At 74.0% G+C, this 17,532-nt stretch carries 16 protein-coding genes and 1 pseudogene; 2 read left to right on the plus strand and 15 right to left on the minus strand.

What is annotated here, in order from left to right; all coding sequences use genetic code 11:
* The first annotated feature begins 44 nt into the window (after window positions 1-44).
* Entirely contained in the window at window positions 45-869 is an 825-nt protein-coding gene (locus IH26_RS0107365) for an SAM-dependent methyltransferase (RefSeq protein WP_030435356.1), read from the plus strand.
* Here IH26_RS0107365 and IH26_RS0107370 read toward each other — a convergent pair.
* Window positions 866-1,279, minus strand: coding sequence for an MmcQ/YjbR family DNA-binding protein (locus IH26_RS0107370; RefSeq protein WP_030435357.1), 414 nt, complete (start codon window positions 1,277-1,279; stop codon window positions 866-868). The genes IH26_RS0107365 and IH26_RS0107370 overlap by 4 nt on opposite strands.
* A 22-nt stretch (window positions 1,280-1,301) precedes the next feature.
* Here IH26_RS0107370 and IH26_RS0107375 point away from each other — a divergent pair, with 22 nt between their 5' ends.
* Entirely contained in the window at window positions 1,302-2,042 is a 741-nt protein-coding gene (locus tag IH26_RS0107375; protein ID WP_245664988.1) for a phosphotransferase enzyme family protein, read from the plus strand.
* Here the strand turns inward: IH26_RS0107375 and IH26_RS0107380 are convergent.
* The 14 genes and pseudogenes from IH26_RS0107380 to IH26_RS0107440 all read right to left on the minus strand — a co-directional run bounded on the left by IH26_RS0107380 (window position 2,011) and on the right by IH26_RS0107440 (window position 17,515).
* The gene (locus tag IH26_RS0107380) at window positions 2,011-2,766 is read right to left on the minus strand and encodes a hypothetical protein (protein ID WP_030435359.1); all 756 of its coding nucleotides are present in this window, start codon (window positions 2,764-2,766) and stop codon (window positions 2,011-2,013) included. The two genes, IH26_RS0107375 and IH26_RS0107380, sit on opposite strands and share 32 nt — an antisense overlap.
* 29 nt (window positions 2,767-2,795) lie before the next feature.
* Window positions 2,796-4,787 carry a response regulator gene (locus tag IH26_RS0107385; RefSeq protein WP_030435360.1) on the minus strand — a complete coding sequence of 664 codons (1,992 nt, stop codon included), beginning with the start codon at window positions 4,785-4,787 and terminating at the stop codon, window positions 2,796-2,798.
* Complete coding sequence (gene cheB / locus IH26_RS0107390) at window positions 4,784-5,836, minus strand: chemotaxis-specific protein-glutamate methyltransferase CheB (protein WP_030435361.1); 1,053 nt, start codon at window positions 5,834-5,836, stop codon at window positions 4,784-4,786. Before cheB ends, IH26_RS0107385 begins: the two co-directional genes overlap by 4 nt.
* The gene (locus IH26_RS0107395; protein ID WP_030435362.1) at window positions 5,833-7,854 is read right to left on the minus strand and encodes a hybrid sensor histidine kinase/response regulator; all 2,022 of its coding nucleotides are present in this window, start codon (window positions 7,852-7,854) and stop codon (window positions 5,833-5,835) included. The genes cheB and IH26_RS0107395 overlap by 4 nt, the downstream gene beginning before the upstream one ends.
* Before the next feature lie 2 nt (window positions 7,855-7,856).
* Window positions 7,857-9,326, minus strand: coding sequence for a methyl-accepting chemotaxis protein (locus tag IH26_RS0107400; protein ID WP_030435363.1), 1,470 nt, complete (start codon window positions 9,324-9,326; stop codon window positions 7,857-7,859).
* Window positions 9,323-9,862, minus strand: a complete 540-nt coding sequence (locus tag IH26_RS0107405; protein ID WP_030435364.1) for a chemotaxis protein CheW — start codon at window positions 9,860-9,862, stop codon at window positions 9,323-9,325. The genes IH26_RS0107400 and IH26_RS0107405 overlap by 4 nt, the downstream gene beginning before the upstream one ends.
* A complete protein-coding gene (locus IH26_RS0107410; protein WP_030435365.1) occupies window positions 9,859-11,295 on the minus strand; it encodes a CheR family methyltransferase in 1,437 nt (478 codons plus the stop codon). Before IH26_RS0107410 ends, IH26_RS0107405 begins: the two co-directional genes overlap by 4 nt.
* On the minus strand, window positions 11,292-11,732 hold the full coding sequence (locus IH26_RS0107415; RefSeq protein WP_051807770.1) for a chemotaxis protein CheW: 441 nt from the start codon (window positions 11,730-11,732) through the stop codon (window positions 11,292-11,294). Before IH26_RS0107415 ends, IH26_RS0107410 begins: the two co-directional genes overlap by 4 nt.
* 158 nt (window positions 11,733-11,890) lie before the next feature.
* Entirely contained in the window at window positions 11,891-12,589 is a 699-nt protein-coding gene (locus IH26_RS53255) for a carbonic anhydrase (protein ID WP_084598696.1), read from the minus strand.
* A 35-nt stretch (window positions 12,590-12,624) separates the two neighbouring features.
* Window positions 12,625-13,125 (minus strand): methyl-accepting chemotaxis protein, encoded by a 501-nt coding sequence (locus IH26_RS64455; protein WP_425394371.1) that lies wholly within the window; start codon window positions 13,123-13,125, stop codon window positions 12,625-12,627.
* A gap of 6 nt (window positions 13,126-13,131) precedes the next feature.
* Window positions 13,132-14,088 (minus strand): annotated as a pseudogene (locus tag IH26_RS64460) (GAF domain-containing protein); the annotation flags it as partial.
* A 192-nt stretch (window positions 14,089-14,280) separates the two neighbouring features.
* On the minus strand, window positions 14,281-15,465 hold the full coding sequence (locus IH26_RS0107430; RefSeq protein WP_030435369.1) for an ABC transporter permease: 1,185 nt from the start codon (window positions 15,463-15,465) through the stop codon (window positions 14,281-14,283).
* A complete protein-coding gene (locus IH26_RS0107435) occupies window positions 15,462-16,145 on the minus strand; it encodes an ABC transporter ATP-binding protein (RefSeq protein WP_030435370.1) in 684 nt (227 codons plus the stop codon). Before IH26_RS0107435 ends, IH26_RS0107430 begins: the two co-directional genes overlap by 4 nt.
* On the minus strand, window positions 16,142-17,515 hold the full coding sequence (locus tag IH26_RS0107440; protein WP_030435371.1) for an efflux RND transporter periplasmic adaptor subunit: 1,374 nt from the start codon (window positions 17,513-17,515) through the stop codon (window positions 16,142-16,144). The genes IH26_RS0107435 and IH26_RS0107440 overlap by 4 nt, the downstream gene beginning before the upstream one ends.
* Window positions 17,516-17,532 lie beyond the last annotated feature (17 nt).

Consider the following 17,532-nt stretch of genomic DNA (forward strand, 5'->3'; position numbering starts at 1 on the left):
CTACGCTGCGGCCTTACGAGTCCACAGGGGAGGGATCCGCCGCCGTGGTGAATGAGGAATGGGCCCCGCCGGGCATCGACACCACGACGCCGAGCGTCGCCCGTGTCTATGACTTCATGGTGGGCGGCAAGGACAACTACGCCGTCGACCGGATGGTCGCCCAGCGCGCGCTGGAGATCATGCCGGACGCCCAGGAAGCCGGCCGCGCCTGCCGCGCCTTCCTGCGCCGGGCGGTGCGCTACCTGGCCGCCGAGGCCGGCATCCGGCAGTTCCTCGACCTCGGCTCGGGCCTGCCCACCGACACCAACGTGCATCAGGTCGCGCAGACCGTGGACCCGGCGGCCCGGGTCGTCTACGTGGACAACGACCCGATGGTGCTCGTGCACGGCCGCGCGCTGCTCGCCAGCAACGACTCCACCGCCGTGGTCCAGGCGGACGTCCGCGAACCCCGGCAGATTCTCGACGACGAGGTCGTACGCGGCCTGCTCGACTTCAAGAAGCCGATCGGCCTGCTGATGCTGTCGATCCTGCACCACCTGCACGACGAGGAGAACCCGGGCGCCGTCGCGGCGACCCTGCGTGACGCGCTGGCCGCCGGCAGCCACCTGGCGATCATCCACTTCTGGGACCCGGCCGACGAGCAGCCGGCGGTCTCGGTGAAGGTGGCCGACGCCGAGCGGGTCTTCAACGAGACCCTCGGCACGGGCCGCTGGCGGACCCGGGCCGAGGTCCAGGCGTACTTCGGCGACTTCGAGCTGGTCGAGCCGGGCCTGGTGCCGCTGGCGGAGTGGCGCCCGGACGGGGAGGACAAGGCCGAGCAGACGGACAGCTACTACACGATGATCGGCGGTGTGGCCCGCAAGTCCTAGCCGCCCGGCTCGGCGACCCGCGCGGCGAGGAACTTCGGGGCCATCTCGCGGTAGCTGTCGGTGACCAGTTCGTCGATCTCGGTCCAGTCCGTGTGGTCGCCGAGGACGGCCGCGGCGACGTTGCCGCCCCAGGGCGCCCGGAAGTAGGGGAAGCCCGCGGCGGTCAGGCCGAGCAGGTCCTCGGCGGGCACCCGGAACGTCATCACGGCCGGCGGCTCGCCGTCGACCAGGTAGCGGGCATAGACCGGATAACGCTCCGGGTCCGGCGTGTAGACGTGCGCGACGGTCCGCGCGCGGATCCGCCAGCGGACGCCGATCCAAGCCGGTTCCTCGTACGCCTCGGGCAGTCGCCGGCAGATCGGCCGCAGCCGCTCCAGGATCTCGGGCGGCACGTCTCCAGGACCGGACATGGCCCGACTGTAACGCCGTAGGATGTCGCCGGTGGGGTGGGAGGCGCTGGAGCGGTGGGGTGCCGACGCCACCCGCCTCGAACCGCTCACCGGCGGCGTGGCCAACGACGTCTGGAGCGTACGCGTCGGCGGGCGCCTCGCCGTCGCCCGTCTCGGCGCCCGCAGCGACGCCGACCTCGCGTGGGAGACCGGCCTCCTGCGCCACCTCGACCGCGCGGGCCTGACCGTGCCGGTGCCGATCCCGGCCGCGGACGGCCGGCTGTTCGCCGGCGGTCTGGTGGTGATGACCTACCTGGAGGGCGGCCCGCCCGAGACGCCGGCGGACTGGCGTCGGGTGGCCGGCACGCTCCGCGAGCTGCACCGGCTGACCCGGAACTGGCCGCAGCGCCCGGGCTGGCGCTCGTCGGCCGACCTCCTGCACGCCGAGACCGGCACGAAGGTCGACCTCGGCGCGATGCCCCCGGAGGGCGTCGCCCGCTGCCGCGCGGCGTGGGCGCGCCTGGCCGGCCGCCCGACGTGCGTCGTGCACGGCGACCCCAACCCGCGCAACGTCCGGATCACCGCGGGCCGGGTCGCGCTGATCGACTGGGACGAGTCGCACGTCGACGTCCCCGACCTCGACCTCGTGCTGCCCGGCAACGCCGCCGGCCTCGAGGAGGGCGCACACGACATCGCCGCCCAGGCGTCGGCGGCCTGGGAGGCCGCGGTCTGCTGGGACGACGAGTACGCGGTCAAACGCCTCGCCGAGGTCCGGGGGATCTAGCCGGCGCGAGGATGGGGGCGAGTCGGCCGGCGAGGGCCCGGTCGACGAGTTCGAGCTCCGCGAGCAGCGCGCTCGTGGCGGCGTCGAGCGCGCGGCCGAGTTCGGCTTCGTCGAGAGCGCGGACGAGCGTGGCGTTCAGCGGCGCGGTCACGTCGGCGGGCAGCAGGTGCGCTCCCTTGGCGTAGGCCGTGGGAAAGCCGAGGCGCAGGCACGCCAGCGCCAGGATGTGGCCGCGCAAGGCGCCGATCCACTGCTCGGCCTGCCACCAGCGGCGGCGGTGGAGGCACACGCGGGCGTGCCGGGCGTGATGCCAGGCGAGCCCGGTCAGCTCCCGCCGGCTCGGTGCCGTCACGTCCCTCGCGGGCACGGGATCGCCGAAGACGGTACGCCAGGTCGCGCCGTGCGGCCCGAACTCGGCGGCGGCCGCGAAGCCGATGTCCACCTCGAGCCCGCTGGGCAGGAGGAACACCCGGTACACCGCCGAGCCGGCCGGCAGGTCCCAGTGGTGGATCGCGGCGAAGTCCCGATGGATCAGGTCGGTCCAGCGGCGCATGGCCGGCTCGAGCGGGCCCTCGACGCCGAACATCAGATCGACGTCCGACCACCGGTCGCTGCCACCGACCGCCTCGGATCCGGTGATGGCGGCGCCGGCAACGGCGGGGTCACCCTCGGCCAGACCCAGCAGCCGGTCGCGCAGGGCATCACGTTCCTCGACGGAGAACACCGCGCCACCGTAGTGCAACCGCGGCGAGCTCAGCCCGTACGGCGGGCCTGACCGCGCCGTTCGGCGGTGGGGGAGGGCTGAGCGGGCGGGAGGGTGAACCAGAACGTGGCGCCCTGGCCGTTCTCGCCCTCCGCCCAGATCTCGCCGCCGTGCCGCTCGACCGCCCGGTGCACGGTGGTCAGCCCGATGCCCGTGCCGGGGAACTCGTCGGCGCTGTGCAGCCGCGCGAACGGGCGGAACAGCTCGCCCGCCTGCCCGGCCGGGAAGCCGGCGCCGTTGTCGCGGACGTAGAAGCTGTCGCCGTCGCAGCCGATCTCGACCGTCGGCGACGCCACCTTGCCGCTGAACTTGACCGCGTTGTTGACCAGGTTCTCCAGGACGACCCGGACCAGGCCCTCGTCGCCGTCCGCGGACATCCCCTCGCGTACGTGGAAAGTGGTTTTGCGGTGCGGGTCGCGGGCCTGGACCTCGCCGACCACCTGCCAGGCCATCGCGCTCAGGTCGAACTCGCTGCGGCGCAGCTGGCCGCGGCTGGCCCGGGCCAGGATCAGCAGCGACTCGACCAGATCGGCCATCCGGTTCGCGGCGGCCTGGATCCGGCCCAGCCGGCGGCGGGATTCGGGGCTCAGCGGGTCGGCGTCGTCGTCCAGCATGTGCTCGGCGAAGCTGCTGATCACCTGCAGCGGCCCGCGCAGGTCGTGCGACACCGAGCCGGAGAAGGCCTCCAGCTCGCGGTTGCGCCACTCCAGCTCCTCGACCAGGGCGGCCCGGGTCTCGGCCAGCTGGCGGGCCGAGCGCTCCTCGGCCGCGTCCAGCTCCCGGCGCATCAGCTCCTCGCGGATGCGGCGGCTCTCGTCGTGCGATTGCTTACGGCGGATCTGCGTACGCACATGGGCGCGCAGCGCCTCGGAACCCGCGCCGGAGCGCACGTAGTCGTCCGCGCCCGCCTCCAGGCAGGCCAGCATGTCGTCGTCGTTCTCGCCGGTCATCACCACCGGCGTCTCGCCGATCACCGGCACTTCCTTGATCCGCCGGCAGGCGTCCCGGCCAAGGTCGCCGGCGAGGCCCAGGCCCAGCACGATGCAGTCGACCGGCCGCTCGGCGAGCAGGTCGAGCGCCTCCCCGGTGTTCGCGACCGGCACCACGTCGTACCCGTCGGCGCGCAGCGACTCGGCCAGCTCGGCCAGCCGGTCCCGGTCGGGGGTGAGTGCGAGGACCTTGCTGGGCCCGTGCAGGCTGCCGGTCACCTCGATCGGCAGTTGCTCGGCGCTCTGCCGCAGCACCGCGTTGAGCTTGGCCGGGACGATCGCCAGGTTCTGCTGCTTGCGCAGGAACGCGTCGGCGCCCGCGTCGAGCATCTGCAGCTCGGTGGCGTAGTCGTCGGCCGCGGTCATCAGGATGCACGGGGTGTCGCGCAGCGCCGGGTCGAGCCGGACCCGGCGGATCACAGTGGCGCCGTCGATGCCGGGCATCACGCCGTCCACGATGATCGCCTGGGGGCGGCGGTCGGCGGCCAGCCGCAGGCCATCCTCGCCGGAGGGGGCGGTCAGCACCGCGTACCCCTCGGTTTCGAGGAGGTCGCGCAGTTGCTCGCGGAAGGTCATGCTGTCGTCGATGATCAACACGGTGATCCGGTCGTCGGCGGGGGTGGGTGACTCGGTGAGCAGCTGCCGTACCCGGGCGACCACGTAGCCGGCGTCGTACGGCTTGCCCACGTACTCGTCGGCGCCGGTGCGCAGCCCGGCCAGCCGGTCGGCCACCTCGTCCTCGGTGGACAGCAGCACGGTCACCACGCCGGTGCGGCCGGGCAGCTTGCGCAGCTCGGTCAGCAGCTCCAGGCCGTCGGTGTCGGGCAGCAGCACGTCCAGCACGGCCGCGTCGAAGCCGCCGTCGGCGAACGCGGCGCGCGCCTCGCCGCCGGTGGCGCACAGCAGCGTCGCGAAGCCGGCCGCGGTGAACGCGTCGTGCAGGTCCATCCGTACGGTCAGGCTGTCGTCGACGATCAGCACCCGGTGGCTCATGGGCGGCTCCCGGCCGGCTGGAGCTCGGCGAGCCGGGCGGCGATCAGGGCCGGGGGCAGCACGTGTGCCGCCGCGCCGAGCAGCGCCGCCTCCTTCGGCATGCCGTACACCACGCAGCTCGCCTCGTTCTGGGCGAAGGTGACCGCGCCGCCGGAGCGCATCCGTAGCAGCCCCTCGGCGCCGTCCCGGCCCATGCCGGTGAGCAGGCAGCCGGCCGCGGCGGGGCCGAACTCGGCGGCCACCGACTCGAACAGCACGTCCACCGACGGGCGGCAGGAGTGCCGGGGCGGCGCGTCGCTGAGCCGCAGGACGCCGTCGCGGACCTGCAGGTGGCGGTCGGGCGGCGCGAGCACGACCCGGCCGCCGATCGACTCGACCGGGGTCCAGTCCCGGGCGTAGCTGACGTCCCGCCCGGTCTGCCCGGCCAGCCAGTCGGAGAACGCCACCGCGAACGGCTCGCTGGCCGCGATGTGCTGCACGCACAGCACCGGCGGCCGGAACCCGAGCGGCAGCGAGCGCAGCAGGTCGGTCAGCGCCCGCGGCCCCCCGGTGGAGGCGCCGATCGCGACCAGGCGCAGGATGTCACCGCTCGACCGGACCGGCGGGAGATCGGGGGTGGCCAGGCGGCCGTCCAGCCGGGCCCGCGGATGGGTGATCACCCGGATCCGGGAGACCAGCCGGACGGCCGAGCGCAGCCGCCGTCCCCAGTCCACGTCGGTGTCGTCGCCGCGCGGCTTCTCCAGCACGTCGACCGCGCCGGCGGCCAGCGCGTTGTAGGTGCTGAACAGCTCCTGCCGGTCGGCCGAGGAGACCACCAGGATCGGGGTGGGGTGCTCGGCCATGATGTGCTCGGTGGCGACCAGCCCGCTCATCGTGGGCAGCATCATGTCCATCGTCACCACATCGGGCCGCAGCCGGCCGACCAGCTCGACGGCCTGGTCCCCGTCGGCCGCCTCGCCCACGATCTGCAGCTCCGGGTCCTCGGCGAGCGACTCGCGCAGGTGATAGCGCATGGTCGCGGAGTCCTCCACGAGCAGGACGCGGATCATCGGAGGATCAGCCGCCGGATGTGCGCCAGCAGCTCCTCCTGGTTGAACTCGCCCTTGACCACGTACGCGGCGGCGCCCGCCTCCTCGCCGCGGCGGCGGTCCTCGGCCGAGGCGCGGGAGCTGACCAGGATCGCCGGGACCGCGGCCAGCTCGGGGTCGGCCCGGGCCCGGGCGACGAAGGTGAAGCCGTCCATCCCGGGCATGTCGATGTCGGTGAGGAACAGCCCGTAGTCCCGGCCGTGCGCCATCTCCAGCGCCTCCTCGGCCGAGGCGGCCAGGTCGACCTCGTAGCCGGCCGACTCGAGGATGCTGCGCTCGAGCATCCGGGTGGTGAGCGAGTCGTCGACCACCAGGATCGGCCGGTGCGGCTTCTCCGGCTCGCGGGCGGTCTCGATCCGGCCCGGGTCGGCGTGGACGGCGGCGACCAGCCCGTGCGCGTCGAGCACCAGCCGCGGGTTGCCGTTCAGGTCGATCGCGACGCCGCCGATCACCGGGGCGGCCGGGGCCAGGTCGGGCAGCGGGCGGGCGACCAGCGTGGTGGTGCCGGCCAGCCGGTCGACGCCCACCGCGACGGTCTGCTCGTCGGCGGTCAGCACCACGGCCACCGCCCCGGCCGGCCGGCCCGCGGGCGGGTTGTCGCCGGCCGGGCCGATCGTGCGGGACAGCGGCAGGAACGGGACCACCTGGCCGTCGTGCGCGAGCCGGCCGGCGGCGGTGGCGGTCGCCGCGTCCTCGCCGGGCAGCCGTACGCAGCGGCGCACGGCGTCCAGCGGCATCGTCGCCACGGTGCCGCCGGCCTCCACGACCAGGCCGTTCATGCTCAGCAGGGTCAGCGGCACCACGATCTCCACGGTGGCGCCCTGGCCGGGCCGGTTCCGGATGGCGACCGAGCCGCCCAGCTGGGCGGCCACGTCCCGGGCCACGTCCATGCCGATGCCGCGGCCGGCCACCTCGGTGACCGAGCCCGAGGTGCTGACGCCGCCGTGCAGCACCAGGTCGATCAGCTCCTGCGGCTCCGGTTCCCGGCCGGGGGCGAGCAGGCCGCGCGCCTCGGCGACCCGGCGCAGGGCGGTCAGGTCGAAGCCGCGGCCGTCGTCCGTACACCGGAAATGCGCCCACCGGCCGCGGCGCTCCACCTCCACCGTGATGGTTCCCTCGGCCGGCTTGCCGGCCGCCCGGCGCTGCGCCTCCGCCTCGATGCCGTGCACCACCGCGTTGCGGACGACGTGCAGGAACGCCCCGCTCACCTGGTTGAGCAGGTGCGGCCCCATCCGGGTCTGCGCGCCGCTCGCGACGAACCGGACGTGCTTGCCCTCGGCCTCGGCGGCGTCGTGCACCGCCCGGTGCAGGGCGGTGAAGATGGTGCCGGCGGCGGACAGGCGCAGCCCCTCGGCCCGGCCGCGTACCTCGTCGAGCTGGTGTTCCACCTGGTCGACCGCGTCGGTGATGCGGCGGCCGAGCGCGGCCAGGTCGCCGGCCAGCCGCTGCACGGCGCCGCGGCTGCCGGCCGGGTCGCGTCCGGTGCGCAGCCGGTCGCCGAGCGCCTCCGCCGACCGGTGCATCCGGGCCAGCTCGCGGCTGCCGTCGCGGAGCGGGGCGATCCGGGCGTTGGCCTCGCCGATGGCGTCCAGCAGCTCGTCCAGATCGGCGGTCACCGCCCGCGGCGGCGGCTCCTCCACGGCCGGCGTCTCGATCGATGCCGGCTTTTCCAGCGCTCCGACAAATCGGGCGATCTCATCGTTCAACCGCAGCAGCTCGCGCATCTCGCCGGCCGGCAGGGCGGCGTCCTCGCCCCGGTGCGGGACCAGTACCTCCTCCAGCGTGTGCGCCCGGTCGGCGATCTCGGTCTGCTTCACCACCCGGGCCGCGCCCTTGAGCGTGTGCGCGTACCGCAGCAGCCGTGCCACCAGGTCCGGGCCGGGCTGCTGGTCCAGGTCGAGCACGGCCGCGCTGATCTGGTCGACCAGTTCGCGCGCCTCGATCCGGAAGTAGCGCAGCGGGTCCCGGGCCTCGGCCATGGTCAGTGTCCCCGGGTTCCGACCAGGTCGAGCAGATCGCCGGAGAGCGTGCTCAGGTGGGCCGCGGTCTGCTTGGTCTGCACCGCGCTGGCCTCGGTCTCCCGGCTGGCCCGGGCGGTGTCCGAGGCGGCCGAGTTGACCTGCTCCACGGCGGTGGTCTGCTGCTTGGTGGACAGCTCGATCTCCCGGGTGGCGTCGCTGGTCGTCGCCACCAGCTGGACGATGCGGCGGAACGAGTTGGTCGCGTCGTCGAACTGCCGGGAGCCGGCGTCGACCGCCTTCGCGCCGATCTCGGTGGCCATCACGGTGGTGTTCACCGCGCCGCGGACGTCCTCGATCAGCGCCCGGATCTCCTTGGCCGACCCGGCGGTCCGGTCGGCCAGCTTGCGGATCTCCTCGGCCACCACCGCGAACCGGCGGCCCCACTCGCCGGCCCCGCTGGCCTCGATGGTGGCGTTGATGGCCAGGATGTTGGTCTGCTCGGCCAGCTCGGACACCAGGTCGACGACGGTCCCGATCTGCTGCGATTTCTCGCCCAGCGACAGCATGTGCTGCACGATCTGGTCGACCTGGGCGCGGATCGCGTTGATCGAGGCCCGGGTCTGGTCGATGGTGGCGTCCCCGGTGCGGGCCGCGTCGGCGGTGTCCTCGGCGATCTTCGAGACCCGCTGGGCGCTGTCCGCGATCTGCCGCGAGGTGATCAGCAGCTCGCTGATCGTGGTGGTGATCTCGCTCATCGCGCTGGCCTGGTCGCGGCCGCCGGAGGCCTGCTGCGCGGCGGCCGCCTCCAGCTCCGAGGACGAACTCTGGATGTGCCCCACCGCGGCGCCCACCTCGCGGCGGAGGTCCCGGCTGAGCCGCCAGGCCACCCCGGCGGACGAGACGATCAGCACCGCGCCGATGCCGAGGAGACAGAGGATCGCCCAGGTGGCCCGGTCGGCCGACTCCTTGCGGGAGTCCGCGACGACCTTCTGGATCCGTTTGATCAGGCTGTCGATCGTGGCCTGCAACGCCTCCCGGGCCGGCTTCATCCCATCGACCCTTATCTGCGCCACGTCGGACAGCGCCTTGATCTTCTGGCGCCGCGCGAGCACCTGACCGATCAGCGTGTTGAACTGGCCCTCGGCGGTGGTCACGGTGTTCAGCAGCTTCTCCGCGGCGGCGTCGTCGAGCGTGTCGCGCACCCGGGCCAGCTGGGCCAGGAACGTGCCGCGGTCCTGGTTGACCGTGTTCAGCCACTCGGGCGTGCCGGAGATCAGGTAGGCGCGGAAGTCCGCGAGCCGCCGGTCCATCAGCCCGCTCAGCGTCTGTGCCTCGACCAGGCTGGACGAGGCGGTCTTGACCACCTTTTCGTTGGTGGCCGACACGTAGTGCAGGGCCAGCGCCGAGGTCGCCGTCATCAACAGGGTCAGCGCCAGGGTCAGGCCGAAACCGGCGGCCAGTTTGGCGCCGAACGTGCGTCCCGCCATCATCGCTGGGCCTCCTCGGTGACTTGGACATGTCCGGCCAGGGCGTGCACCAGGGCCCGGGTGGCCGGGACGTCGATGATCGGGCGGGCCGCGCCGTCCAGCCCGGCGATGCCGCGCAGGCAGCCGCGCGGGCCCTCGTGCGTCTGTTCGCGGACGATCGCGTCGGCCGTGACCCGGACGTGCCCGTCCAGCTCGTGGAAGGCGAGCCCGAGCGGCGGCTGCCCGGCGGCGAGCACCAGCCAGCGGGGGTGGCCGCCGGCCGGGTGGCCGAGCAGCGCGGCCAGGTCGTAGACCGGGACCACCGTCCCGGCGAAGCCGGCCAGCCCGAGCAGGGCCGGCAGCGGGCCGGGCAGCGGGGTCACCGGGCGGTCCGGGTGCAGGCCGGCGGTCTGGGCCAGGCGCAGCGCGTACGGGCGGCCGCCGGCCCGGACCGCGAGCAGCTCGACGTGCTCCTCGTCGTGCCGGCGCACCGGCTCGGCGAACGACCGGTCGAACTCCTGCCGGAGCTCGTCGATCCGGCCGGCGACGCCCGGGGTCATCGCCGCACCCCGCACGCGTCCAGCTCGGACCGGCACAGCACGGTCAGCGCGATCCGGCCGAATCCTCCGCCGAACAGCAGGATCCGCCGGTCGTTCTCGGCCGCGAGCAGCGCCAGCGCCTGTTCCAGCTCGCCGGCCGCGGCCCGCTCGTCGCCGTGCCGCCGGGCCAGCTGGCCGAGCCGCAGCCGGGGCAGGGCGAAATCCGTGTCCAGGTACGCCGCGAGCCGGTACTGCCCGACCGCCGCCTCCGTCGCGCCGTCCCCCTCGAGGCAGACCGCGTACAGCTGGTGGGCGTCCGGGTCGAGCCCGTCGTCGTCGATCATCCGGCGGGCCGTCTCGATCGCCTCGTCGATCCGTCCCGACTGCGCGAGCAGCACCCCGCGCAGCAGCCGGTGCCGCGCCTGCTCGGCTCTGCCGCTGCCGGCGCCTGGTCCTTCGGACGGCGCGGAGAACCCGGGCCCCTGCGGGGCCGGCGAGTGCTCGTCGATGAGCGCCAGCGCGTCGGCGAACCGCTCCTCGCCGAGCAGCACGACCGCCTTGGTGTACACCTCGTCGGCCGGGTGGACCGGCTCGGCCCGGGCGACCGCGGGCCGCTGCGCCGGGGGAGCGACGGTCGCGACCGTACGCTGGTAGTAGAACGCGTGGTGGTTGTGCCGCAGCTCCAGCCCGGCCGGGCTGGAGCCGAGCGAGTCGGTGTGCCCGAGGAAGAGGTAGCCGCGCGGGGCGAGCGCCGCCGCCATCCGGGCGATCAGCGCGGCGGCCACCGCCGGGGTCAGGTACATCAGCAGGTTCCGGCAGAAGATCACGTCGTACCGGTCCGGGCGCCACACCTCGTCGTCCGGGTCGGCGACGTTGTGCCGGCGGAACTGGGTGATCCGGGCGGCGTCCTCGGCGACCCGGTAGCCGGCCCCGTCCGGGCGGAACCACCGCTCGCGTACGTCATCGGGGGTCTCGCGCAGCGACCACGGCGAGTAGTGATTCGCCTCGGCCTGCCGCAGCACCGCCGGGTTCGCGTCGACCCCGAGCACGTCGATCAGCCAATTGCCGCCCGGCAGCGCCTCCCGCGCGACGATCGCCAGGCTGTACGCCTCCTCGCCGGACGAGCAGGCCACCGACAGCATCCGCAGCACGCGCTGCCCGGCCCGGGCCGCGAGCCGCTCGGGCAGCGCCTCCTCGCGCAGCGCCCGGAACTGCTCGCCGTGCCGGAAGAAGTAGGTCTCGGTGATGCTCAGCCGCTCGATCAGCGCGGTCAGCTCCTCCTCCCACGGGCGGGCCGCCAGCCGGTGCAGGTAGTCGTCGCGGCTCAGCCGCCGGTGCCGGGCCCGCTCGTCGAGCAGCGGCGCCAGCTGTCCCGCGTCCCGGTCGGTGTAGGCCCAGCCCAGCCGCCGGCCGAGCAGCTCGCGGAACCGGGTGATCTCGGCGTCGCCGCTCACGGCACGCCCGCGGCCGCCGCCGCTTCCCATACCTCGTCCGGCACCGCCCGCATGCTCTGCAGCAGCAGGAGCGGCTCGGCGCCGACCGTGTCCACGCCCGCGACCAGCCGGCTCGACGCGCCGCCGAGCAGCGCCGGATGGCCGCCGGCCGGCTCCGGATGCACCGGCCGGATGCCGATCACCTCGCCGCTGGCCATCGCGACCGCACCCCGCTCGGTGCCCACGGTGATGTACCGCCGTAACTCGCCCGGCCCGCCGCCGAGCAGCCGGCACACGTCGAGGACCGGCGCCGGCACGCCGCGCAGCACGCTGATCCCCAGCACGAACGCCGGGGTCCCGGCCAGCGGCAGGGTCGGCATCGGCCGCATGGTCTCCAGGACCTCGTCCAGCCGCAGCGCACACAGCAGCGGCCCGGCACGGAAGACGAGGGCCGTCATGACGGCCTCCACCTCCGGCGCATGTCCGTATTGCGGCACAAGCTCAGATTATCCGTATAAGGCAAGGTTCTCTCATTTTCCAAACCTTCTTGCCGTACGGATCGACCACAGCGCTTCCGGCCCGTCCGGGTCGGCGTGGGCCAGCCCGGCGCATGCTGTCACGCCGCCTGCGCCGCCAGGGTCAGCAGCTGCCGGCTGCGCCGTTCCGCCCCGAGGGCCGCCGGGGCCGCGGTCCCCGGCGGCGCGATCTCCGTGACGGTTCCGCCGCTGAGGCAGTACTGCGCGGCCACGGCGGCCGTCGAGCCGCGCCGGAGGGCGCCGTCGACGAGCACCGACCGCTGCCGGAGGAGCTCGATGGTGTGCAGCGAGTGCCAGCCGGCGACCTCGTCGGCGGTCCGCGCCCCGTCGGCGCGGGCCCGCAGGACGTTCGGGGCGATCCGCTCGGCCACGTCGCGGATGTAGCCGGGCGGGACCATCGCCTGGTCGACGATGCGGGTCGCCGCCGCGACCGCGCCGCACTCGTCGTGGCCGAGCACCACGATCAGGGAGACGCCGAGGATCTCCACGGCGTACTCCACCGAGCCGAGCACGCCCGTGTCGACGACGTGCCCGGCCGTCCGGACCACGAACAGGTCGCCGAGTCCCTGGTCGAACAGGATCTCGGCCGGTACCCGGGAGTCGGAGCAGCCCAGGATCAGCGCGAACGGGTTCTGCGAGGTGCTGAGCTCGGCCCGGCGGGCCACGCCCCGGGCGACCTCGGCGGTGCTGCGTCCCTCGACGAAGCGGGCGTTGCCCTCCCGCAGCCGTGCCCACTCGAGGCCGGCCACGACGGGGTTCGAAGTCGGTCTGCTGGTCACTTGGCTGCTCTCCGGTTTCTGCTCAGGCACGGAAGTCAGTTGAGGATGCCGTCGGTGACGGCGACCTGCTCCTTGAGCACGCCGCTGATCAGCTCCTGCGTCTCGTTGATCTGTTCCACCGCCGTGTGGATCTCCGCCAGCGAGGCGGTGACGGCGTCGACCCGCGACTGGATGGCGTTGACCCTCGTGCTGACCTCGGTGGTCGCCCGCTCGGTCTCGGTGGACAGCTCCTTCACCTCGCCGGCGACGACCGCGAAGCCCTTGCCCGACTCGCCGGCGCGCGCCGCCTCGATCGTCGCGTTCAGGGCGAGCAGCTTGGTCTGCGCCGCGATCGACTGGATGGCCTCGACCACCTTGTTGATCTCCGCGCTGGCCTGGCCGAGGGCCGCCACCTGCTCGTTCGCCTCGACCGTCAGCCGCTCGCTCTGCGCCGCCACCGCCGAGGCCGAGCCGACGTTCCGCTCGACCTCGGCGATCGAGGCGAGCAGCTCCCGGCCGGCGTTCTGCAGCTCCTGCTTCGAGGTGAACCGCTCCATCGCCTGGCCGACGAGGAACGCCGTGTTGCGCAGGGCGGCCTCCCGGCTGGCCGACATGATCAGGGTCCGGGTGGCGAAGAAGTCCATCGTGCCGACGATCCGGCCGCCGATCTGGATCGGCAGGCAGACCCCCGACTTGACGCCCGCGGCCTGCGCGGCGGGCCGCCGGACGCAGTCGGTCAGCTCGCCGAGGTCCTCGACGAAGACCAGGTCACCGGCCGCCCAGGCGCGCCCGGACAGCCCGACGCCCTTGGCGAACGAGGCCGACATCGTCACCCGGCGGAACTCCGGGCCCGCGTCGCCCGACTCGATCGCGAAGCGGAGGACCTGCTCCTGTTCGTCGAGCCGCCAGAACGAGCCGTACTGCCAGTCGAAATCCTTGCGGATGGTCTCCAGCGCCGAGCGCAGGGCCTCGTCCTGGGTCTTCGCCTGGGTCATCTTGCGGATCACGGTGGAGACGGCCTCCACGTCCTGGGCGGCCTTTTCCTGCCGGACCTGCTCGTGCAGCCGGGCCAGCGCGCCGGAGACCTGCATGCCGATGGCCCGCAGGACGGCCAGGCGCCCCTCGGACGGGTCGAGCTCCTCGGTGGCGAAGAAGTCCATCGTGCCGACGACCTGGCCCTCCTCGAACAGCGGGAAGCACACGCCGCTGCGGACACCCGCCCGGGTCGCCGCGGGGGCGCGCACGCAGTCGGTCACGTCGGCGAGGTTGCGGACGAAGACCAGCTCCCGGGCCCGCCAGGCCCGGCCGGACAGCCCGACCCCCTCGGCGAAGGCCGCCTCCAGGGTGACCCGGCGGAACTCGTCGCCGGCGCTGCCGCTCTCCTGGGCGAACCGCAGTACCTTGGCCGCGGTGTCGAGCTGCCAGTACGAGCCGTACGCCCAGCCGAACCGCTGGCGCACCAGGGTGAGCGCGGCGCCGATCGCCTTCTCCGGAGACGGCGCGGTCTCCATGGCCTTCATGATCGCGGTGACGGCCTCGACGTCCGCCCGCGCCTCGGCGAGCTCCGCCTCGAGCTCAGCGGACGCCGAGCGCTTCCTGGTTCCCAAAACATACGCCCCTTTTGTCGGACTTGACACGGTATGCCCGCTCAACCGGAGAATCGGCGGCGACCGCCCCGGGTTGAGAAGAAGCACCGGTGTCCCGAAGGAGCGTCATTCGGTACGCAGGGCCACCACCGGGTCGAGGCGGCCGGCCCGCTGGGCGGGGAGCACGCCGAAGACGATGCCCACCGCCGCCGAGACGCCGAACGCCAGCGCGAGGGACCACCACGTGATCGCCGCGGGTACCGGGGAGAGGCGGTCCACCAGGACGGCGGCGGTGATGCCCAGGGCCATGCCGAGGACGCCGCCGATCGTGGTCAGCAGGACCGCCTCCAGCAGGAACTGCACGCCGATGTCCCGGGGCCGGGCACCCACCGCCTTGCGGAGGCCGATCTCCCTGGTGCGCTCCCGGACCGAGACCAGCATGATGTTGGAGACCCCGACGCCGCCGACCAGCAGGCTGATCCCGGCGATCGCGGCCAGCACCCCGGTCAGCACGCCGAGGATGGAGCCGAGCACGCCGAGGATCTGCTCCTGGGTCACGGCGCTGAAGTCGGTGTCGGGGTGGCGCTTGACCAGGGTGGCCACCACCGAGGCGCCCAGTTGGTCGATGGTGTCCCGGTCGGGGGCCCGGATCGCGATGCCGTCGATCCGGTCGGTGCCCAGCAACCGTTGCGCGGCGGTGACCGGCACGTGGATCTCGCCGTCCCGGTCGACGCCCAGGCTCTGGCCCAGCGGCTCGAAGGTGCCGATCACCCGGAACCGGACGCCGCCGATGGTGATCTGCCGGCCGATCGGGTCCCGGTCGCCGAACAGCTGCTTGGCGATGCCGGCGCCGAGCACCGCCACCCGGCGGCCGGTGGTGACGTCGGTACGGGTCAGGTAGGCGCCGCGGTCGAGGTGCCGGACGAAGACCCCGGGCGTGGTCTCGAGGACGCCCTGCATGCTGGCGAAGGCCGACCGGTCGCCGGCCCGGACCGTCTCGCCGGAGCTGATCGTGACGGCCACCCGGGAGCGGTCGCCGACCACCCGGGTCACCGCTTCCACGTCGTCGAGGCTCATCGGGGACGAGGTCGGGGCGGCGCCCGGGGTCAGCCGGCCGGGGACGACGATCAGCAGGTTGGAGCCGAGGCCCTCGACCTGGCTCTCGATCAGGTGCTTGGTGCCGGTGCCGATCGAGACCAGGGCCACCACCGCGCCGACGCCGATGATGACGCCGAGCATGGTCAGAACGCTGCGGAGCCGGTTGGCCCGCAGCGCGTCGATGGCCACCCGCCACGCTTCCGCGAGTCTCACGTGACTATCAGCCCGTCCTTCATCACGATCTGGCGGCGGGCGCGGGCGGCCACGTCCCGGTCGTGGGTGACCAGGACGACCGCCACCCCGTCGGCGTTGAGCGACTCCAGCAGTCGCAGGACCGATTCGCCGGTGGCCGAGTCGAGGTTGCCGGTGGGCTCGTCGGCCAGCAGCACCGAGGGGCCGGTGACCAGGGCCCGGGCGATCGCCACCCGCTGCTGCTCGCCGCCCGACATCTGGTTGGGCCGGTGGGTCAGGCGGTGCGCCAGGCCGACCCGCTCCAGCATCGCGGCGGCGCGCTCGCGGCGCTCGCGCCGGCCGACACCGCGGTAGACCAGCGGCAGCGCGACGTTGTCCCGGGCCGTGGTGCGGGCCAGCAGATGGAACGACTGGAAGACGAAGCCGATCGTCTCGTTGCGCAGCCGGGCCATCTCGGCCGGCGACAGGGTGGCGACGTCGCGGCCGCCGATCAGCAGCCGGCCGCTGGTCGGCCGATCCAGGGCGCCGAGCAGGTGCATCAGCGTCGACTTGCCGGAGCCGGAGGTGCCCACGATCGCCACGTAGTCGTCCGGCTCGACGGTCAGCGAGACGCCCCGCAGCGCTTCGACCGAAACACCATCCATTTCGTACGTACGAGCGACGTCCACCGCGACGATCGCCCCCGCAGTGGTGGTGGTCATGACGCTTTGTCGCCGGCGTGCACCTGGTCGGCGCCGGCCACCACGATCCGCTGGCCGGCGGTCACGCCCGAGGTCACCTGCACCACGTCCTCGCCCTGCACGCCGAGCTCGACCGGCACCCGCCGATAGCGGCCGTCCTGCACGGCCCAGACCGTGTCCTGGCCGTCGGCGTTGACGATCGCCGAGGCCGGCACGGTCACCGCGCCGGTGGCCTGCCGCACGTGCAGGCGGACCACGGCGCTCATGCCGGGGCGCGGGGTGGGGGAGCCGGCGGTCAGGTCGAGCCGCACCCGGTAGGAGACGCCGCCGCGCGCGGAGGTGGTCGGCAGCAGGTCGATCGCCCGTACGGCCGCGTGGTAGGTCACCCCGGAGGCCGCGTCGAGCTCGACGGTCGCGGCGACGCCCGGCTTGACCAGCAGCACGTCGGTCTCGTCGACCTCGGCGACCAGGCCCAGCCGGCTCACGTCGACGATGGTGACGATCGGGGTGCCGGCCGTGACGTAGGCGCCCTGCGGGACCGCCTCGTCGACGCCGGGCAGGGCGGTGGTCGGCCCGGCAGCGGCGGTGGGGGCGGCGCCCCCGGCCGAGGCCGAGGAGAGCAGGTCGCTCAGCGAGGCACCGCCGCCCGACGCGGCGCCGCCCAGCTGGACGACGCCGGCGACCGGGGCGCGCAGGGTGAGCGCCTCGACGGCGGCCTGGGCCAGGTCGTACGCCTGCTGGGCTTGAAGTTTCTGGGCCGCGGAGAGCGCGCCGACCGCCTGGCCCAGCGACGCCACGCCGCGCTGCACCGAGCGCAGGGCCGCGGCGGCGGTCGCCGAGGCGGCCTGGTACTGCTTCTCGGCCGCGTCGACCTGCTGGAGCAGCACGGCCTTGGTCTGCGGGTCGGCGACCCGGCCGGCGGCGGCACGGGCGTCGTCGAACGACGAGGCGGCCTGCCGGTCGGTGCGCTTGCGGACGGTGGTGTAGCCGGCCAGGCTCACCGACGGCGCGCCGCCGCCGCGGGAGGCCTGGTCGAGAGCCTTGGCTGCGGCGTCGCGCCGGGCCACCAGCTCGGGCGAGTCGATGATCGCCACCACGTCGCCCTTGCGGACCCGGTCGCCGGCCTCGACCCGCAGGTCGGTCAGGGTGCCGGCGGCGGGTGAGCTGAGCGTGGCGGCGGCCCGGGCGGTCACCGAGCCGGGCGCCTCGACGATCTCGTCGACCGTGCCGGTGGTGGCCGAGCCGACGGTCACGCCCTTGTCGTCGTGGTCGCAGGAGGCCGCCGAGAGCGAGACCACGGTGACGATGCCGAGCGCGAGAACGCCCGGCCGTAGCCGGGCGGGCCGTCGAGCGCGAGAAGACGAGGGGGCTTCACGAAGCACGGACGCCACTCTATGCCGCCCGGGTC

The sequence above is a fragment of the Actinoplanes subtropicus genome (assembly GCF_000721705.1).
Classification (GTDB): Bacteria; Actinomycetota; Actinomycetes; order Mycobacteriales; family Micromonosporaceae; genus Actinoplanes; species Actinoplanes subtropicus.